We start from the raw sequence: 6,228 nt of genomic DNA on the forward strand, positions 1-6,228 counted from the left end.
CAGGGTTGCATCAAACCCGCTCGATCTCGTCGCGCTCGCGCTGTGACAAGCGTGTCAGTAACGCCCGGCGCTCGACTTTCTTCCTCTGCCCCATGGCTTCTATTTCCTGGCTGTAGGCTTCACCCAGTTCCGGGTGCAGATCCTGCAAGGCTTCAGCCTCCAGTTCAAAACGATGTTCCAGTGCCGAAAAGTCGGCCACGTACTTGCGCTGCAGGTAGTTGACCCAATATTCCTGAGCAATCAGCCGTTCCATAAAAGCCGGGCTGGCTTGTGCGGCAAGCACCTTGGCATATGCGTTTTCGATATCCTGCGCGCTCACCCGCGCCGCGTTTCTGAACAGCATGTCCTTGGGCTGCCTGGGCAGGTCCAGACGCCTGGCCAAACTGATGCGATAGGCCAGGCGAACTTCGGCAGGATCCAGGTCAGGATGCAGGCTGATGGCCGCTGCGGCGATGTCTTCCACTTGCCCCAGACGGAACAGGCTTCGCGCCAGGCGCAGCAGCACGGTTCCCTCTTCACCGGCAACCACTGAGCGCAGTGCATTGAACTCATGGACTTTTACTTCCAGATCGCTGAACAGCAGGATGCGCCCATCGCCGCAGGTCATGGGAGAGTGGGCGATGATAAACAAGTCACTGCACAGCGCCGGATCCGCATCGGCCGCCTGCAAGACATCCCAGACCCGCCGCGCAAGGTCGGCCTTGTCCTGAATGAAGTCGCGGGTGTACTTCAACTGCGACAGCAAGTGGAACAGACCTTCGCTGCCATCCCGGGCCCGCACGTTTTCCCAGATGGCATGTTTTGGCGAAACATCGGCAACACCGTCGAACCAGCGCTCCTTTTGCTGATTCTCTGGCTCCGAGCCCGGATGTACCAGATCCTCATCCGACTCATCGGAGCTACTGGCCGCTGTATCCGTATCCTCCAGGGCCAGTTCGATTTCCTCGCGAGTAAAACCAAGGCTGTTGCCCGACAACTCCATATAGTCCCTCAGCGTGCTGAAGCTGGCACTGGACATCAGGTTATCGGACAGATCGGTGTTGGCCATCAGCACATCGTTATCCCCCTCAAACAGCTCCGGCGGAATAGAGTCGATCTGGTTGTTGCTCAGGTCCAGGCTTCTCAAGGCCGGGCTGGTGAGCACGCGCGCAGGCCAGCGAGTCAGGTTGTTGCCGCGTAAATCGAGGGTTTGCAGTTCGCCCAGGCCGTCAAGATCGAAGCTTTCTAGTCGGTTGTAACTCAGATCCAGCCATTGCAGGCGGGCCATCGATTGCAGTTGCTGCTGCAGTTGATCGCCGCCTTCGAGCAGGTTGTGCGAAGCCTCAAGGCGGGTCAGGTTGTCCAGCGAACCCAGTACTTCGGGCAATCGGGTCAACCTGTTGTTGTTAAGTCGCAAGGTATTCAGGGCCGTGAATTCACTGATAAACCCGTCGCTGCCTTGTGCGCTGAGCCTGACGCCACTGAGGTTCAATGTCGTGACATGCTCCAGGGACGCGTGCAACGGCGCAATATCACCCAGGCACAGATCCGAGAAATCCAGGCTCTGGCTGTTGCCCGATTCATCCGCGGCAGGCGCCCCCCGCACATGGCGCCAGGCATCCAGAACCCGGTCGGCCGCACGCCTGCGGTCTACCGCACTGACCCAACGCCCGCCCTCTCGATGACTGGGTGTATCAATCCAGCTGTTGAGGCGCTGGATCAGCCCGTCGTACTGGTTGTTCCACTGTACCAACCGGGCATTGATGTCCAGCGCATCCAGCCCTTGGGTGCGCCATTGTTCGATGAGTTCGATGGCATCACCCAGCCCCAGGTCAGGGTGGATTCTGAGCAACAAGGCGGCGGATTCGACCAGCGGCTGATCGGGATCGAGCACTGGTGCAGCCGGTAACAGCAAGTCCGGGTTGTCGGATACGTCATCGGGGAAAAACTCAGGCGTACCACCCGTCTGGCCTGAGGCCAGCAACAGGGGGCTGATGTCCCCCGCCCCCTGGCGCCCGCTACGGCGAATATACGCCAGCAACTCGGCACAGCTTGCCGGTGTCAACCGGCAGCCGCGCAGGTAGGTGCCGAGCATTAGTTGATCGTGCCCCTGCAATGCTGCTTGAGGAATGTCGACAATGGCACTGCGGCTCAGATTCAACTGGCGCAACAGCGGCAGTTGCAGCGCTCCGGATGGCCACGCCTTGATTCCCGAATCGCTGAGGTCAAGTGACTCCAGGCGAGTCATTGCACTGACATCCAAAGCCGTCACGCGATTGCCCTGCAAGCTCAGTTTTTGCAACTCGGTCAAGCGATTCAGGCGCCCCTGCATCGACGGGTTGAGGGTCAACTCGTTAAAGGCCAGGTTGAGCTCAGTGAGCTGCCTGAGCCCCCCCAGGGCTGCTGGCAATGATGTCAGGCTGTTACGGCTCAGGTTCAGGATTTTGACATGGGCGAATGGGCCCAGAAACCGGTCCAGCTCATCCAGTGGCACACTCAGGTTGCTCATGTCCAGGAAGTACACATGGCCAAACCCGTTGGCAGGCAGTTGTGGCAAGTCATGCACCCCGCCTCCCGAGATATCCAGAAAGCCGCCCTTTGAACTGCGTCGCCATGAAGGACCGGGCCTGGCGTCCTCCACCTCCAGACGCGAAGCAACCCCCTGGCTCCAGCAATGCCGAAGCCTGTCGGCCGCCTGCCTGCGAAAAAACATATCCGCGCTCATGGGTTGCTTGTTGACCCACACATCCAGCGCCGCAACCAGGGCATGGTGCTCTGCATGCAGCCCATTGACGCGCACCAGCAACTCGGGCAACGCCTGATCCCTGCCGGAGTATTGAGCCAGGACCGTGTCGCGAAAATGCAAATCATGGGGTACGAATTGCTTGATGCTGCCCCGGCAGTAGTCCGTTACCCGGTCTGTTCCAGCAGTTCCTGGGCCACCCGCTCGGAAAGCATGGGATAGCGACGGCGCAACCAGTCGACATCCGGATTGTGCTGCTTGCCCGGGCCGCCCATTTCGGCCCCGCCGGCAAACTGCTCCAGGGTGTCCATCAACATGGCCGGGACAGGCAGGCCATCGACATGGATCTTGCGCAGCGCATCGTCACTGATGCCGCATACATCGCCAATCTGCCCCAGGGTCCGGTCATCAAACCTGTCAGTCTCGTGCCCCAGCCGACGCAGCAAAGTTTCGCGCGACCACTGCAAGGGCCGCTCATGGAGGTGCCGCCAGGCGCCGCCCTGATTATGTTCAAGCAACGGTTGATAGGCCGCGTTGTCCGCCGGGTGCTTGATCCGCCAGGCATTGAGCGCCGGATCGAACACCTGCTCATAGAAGCACCGGTCGATCTGCACATAGGTCTTGCCATCGACCCGATACTGGCCCAACGCATTGGGCCTGACGTGTGGCTGAAACAGCGGATCACATTGATAAGGCACCAGGTCGGGATTCCACAGCCTGGCCTCACCGCCGGGCAGGACGATTTGCGTGAGATGATCGGCCCACTTCGCCAGACTACCGTCTGCCACCTTGCCGAACGCATAACCGCCGCCGCTCATGGTCGCGGCCAGCGCCACGTTGATGGCCACCGCCTGCAGGCTCGCCCAGGCACCGTCAACATCGCCAACCGCCCAGGCTTCGACGCCGTGATAGATCTGCGCGCCCATTTGCAACGCCATGACCGCCATCATCACCTCGCCTGCGCCGGGGATAAAAAACGCGGCCACATTCACTGCATCCATCCCCAGGCCCAGCCAGTAATCCAGACGCTCTTGCAGCAGCTTGCTGTCGGCATCGGCGGTTGGCACCGCGAGCTTGCGCGCATTGGCTTTCAACCGTTCCAGGTGCAGGCTGTACAGCCCGTTGAACAACTGGCCGGGGGGCGTATCCAGGTAGACCTGGCCGAGCCTGAGGTCGACTTCATCCACATAGACCGCAGGCTCAATGCCCTTGGGGTCAGGCGCGCTCTTGTACAGCTGGTGGTTGAGCCGCGAGAGAAATGCCTGGGCCTCGCCCTGGGGCATCAGGTTGGCAAACAACCGCTGATACTGCGGTGTGCGCAGGTTCAGGCCCAGCTCATACTGGAAGGCTTCCAGGGACGGGTATTGCTTGAGTGGCGCCACCGGATCACCGGGGATATAGACCACCAGGGGTTCCATATCGGGTTTTTTCATCACCGGCACCTGGAATCCAAAGCCGCTGTCCTGCCACTCGGTCACCGGCAGGGTTGAACGCCAGGGGCCGATCAGCAACACCTCGGCCACGGTCAATCCATACAACTGCAATTGACTGAAGACCACCGGCTTGCCATTTAGCCTGGGCTGCGGGTCGTCTTCGAGCACGCCGCGCAACATGTCATAGGCCGTTGCTGACACCTGCTTTTGCATCAAAGCGGTATGCAAGCGCACAGCCAGCAGCTCTTTTTGTGCGCGGATCATCTGGCGCCGCACCAAAGGTGCCCGGCCAGGGGCCTCAAACACCGCGCCCAGATGCGCCTGATACTGCTGCCCCAGATCCAGGGCCCGGCAAATCTGCGAGAACACCTGGGGGGACATGTCCAGTTTTTCCCGGTAGCTGAAGCCAGGCACGGGCTTGAGGTTGTCCAGCGTCTCCTCAAACAGGCTGACCACAGGCCCGGTACCGTGCAGTAACCCGTCGGCGACCGTGGCATAGATGTCCGGGGGTTGCGCCGCATTCGTCATGCCCAGGGGCAAAGCCCCTGCCGGGGCCAGTGCACTGACCTGCCCTTTGACCACCAGGGAGAACGCCTCATTGCCTTCAAAGTTCATCAACGCGGCTTGCAACAGGCTTTGATGTTGCACCGGCTGATTGCGTCGCAGATAAAACAGCCGGTTCCTGTTGATATCCATGCCCTGGCTGGAGGCACTGTGACTGTGCAGCGCCTCCTTGAGCCTGGGCTCGGCAAACTGGGTGATGCCTTGCAGGTCCTTGAGGGTTTTGGCCAATTCGACATAGGCCTGTTGGCTGCGGGCCTGACTGACCATCAGCGCCTGGCGCAACCAGGACGGTGCATTCGTGAACCACGGCGGTGGCTCGACCGCAGACACCTGGCCCTTCCACAAACCCGGTTCAAGACGCTTGATATCGGCCACATGGCTGTGTTTGATCCAGCCCGGCAGCTGGCGTTTGATAAAAGCCGCGTGCGGCCCCAGCCCATTGCGTATGTATAGATTGTCCATAGTGGGAACTTCCAGAGACTCGTTTGAATGAGCCTCACTACTACGAAAGTTCCAAAGCGGCGGGTGGTAGTCCGTTAGCGCACCGGGAAATACCCGTTCCCAGACCCAGGTCTTGGCTACGCTGTATCGAGCGGGTGCGAACAACAGAGGAGAGGCAAATGGACGATCCTGCGGACAACAAGCCACCGACCTTCTGGCAAATGCTGCACAGCGTGATGGCCGCTGCGTTTGGCGTACAGAGCGGAAAAAACCGGGCCCGGGATTTCACCCACGGCAAACCCGCCCATTTTTTGCTGTTGGGCCTGTTATTTACCGCGGTGTTTGCCTTGATCCTGTTCGGGATCGTCAAGCTGGTGCTGCATCTGGCGGGGGTATAACGAACCCGGATTTCATCACCCATCCCGCGTGTAGTCGCTGACGAGTGGAACGAGACTGCGATCGATCGCGAAGCGGTCGCAAAACCGGTACACGCGGTTTACCTGATTAACCGTGGAAGCTGATTTACGACGGCTGCGTCGGGGTGCCGCATCACGCCGGACGCAGCCTCGCACGGATCGTCAGCGACTACAGATTTCGCCACCCATCCCGCGTGTAGTCGCTGACGAGTGGAACGAGGCTGCGATCGATCGCGAAGCGGTCGCAAAGCCGATACACGCGGTTTACCGGATTAACCGTGGAAGCTGATTTACGACGGCTGCGTCGGGGTGCCGTATCACGCCGATCGCAGCCTCGCACGGCTCGTCAGCGACTACAGATTTCGCCACCCATCCCGCGTGTAGTCGCTGACGAGTGGAACGAGGCTGCGATCGATCGCGAAGCGGTCGCAAAGCCGATACACGCGGTTTACCTGATTAACCGTGGAAGCTGATTTACGACGGCTGCGTCGGGGTGCCGTATCACGCCGGACGCAGCCTCGCACGGCTCGTCAGCGACTACTTTCGCCACCCATCCCGCGTGTAGTCGCTGACGAGTGGAACGAGGCTGCGATCGATCGCGAAGCGGTCGCAAAGCCGATACACGCGGTTTACCGGATTAACCGTGGAAGCT

3 protein-coding genes are annotated in these 6,228 nt (G+C 60.2%); 1 reads left to right on the forward strand and 2 read right to left on the reverse strand.

All coding sequences use genetic code 11. From position 1 onward, the window contains the following. Nucleotides 1–10: 10 nt before the first annotated feature. Nucleotides 11–2,794, reverse strand: coding sequence for an NEL-type E3 ubiquitin ligase domain-containing protein (locus KO536_RS24375; RefSeq protein WP_257623055.1), 2,784 nt, complete (start codon nucleotides 2,792–2,794; stop codon nucleotides 11–13). A gap of 95 nt (nucleotides 2,795–2,889) precedes the next feature. Beyond that, complete coding sequence (locus KO536_RS24380; RefSeq protein ID WP_257623056.1) at nucleotides 2,890–5,181, reverse strand: dermonecrotic toxin domain-containing protein; 2,292 nt, start codon at nucleotides 5,179–5,181, stop codon at nucleotides 2,890–2,892. A gap of 158 nt (nucleotides 5,182–5,339) precedes the next feature. On the opposite strand from KO536_RS24380, the gene KO536_RS22800 reads away from it, so the two are divergent. Beyond that, nucleotides 5,340–5,558, forward strand: a complete 219-nt coding sequence (locus KO536_RS22800) for a DUF2970 domain-containing protein (protein WP_219263068.1) — start codon at nucleotides 5,340–5,342, stop codon at nucleotides 5,556–5,558. Nucleotides 5,559–6,228 lie beyond the last annotated feature (670 nt).

Origin of the sequence: Pseudomonas sp. NKUCC02_KPG (assembly GCF_019345465.1) — a bacterium.
Classification (GTDB): domain Bacteria; phylum Pseudomonadota; class Gammaproteobacteria; order Pseudomonadales; family Pseudomonadaceae; genus Aquipseudomonas.

Bases quoted from the DNA above. Each gene is read 5' to 3' on its own strand.
- KO536_RS24380 (WP_257623056.1), bottom strand. From the start codon at position 5,181: ATGGACAATCTATACATACGCAATGGGCTGGGGCCGCACGCGGCTTTT.
- KO536_RS22800 (WP_219263068.1), top strand. From the start codon at position 5,340: ATGGACGATCCTGCGGACAACAAGCCACCGACCTTCTGGCAAATGCTG.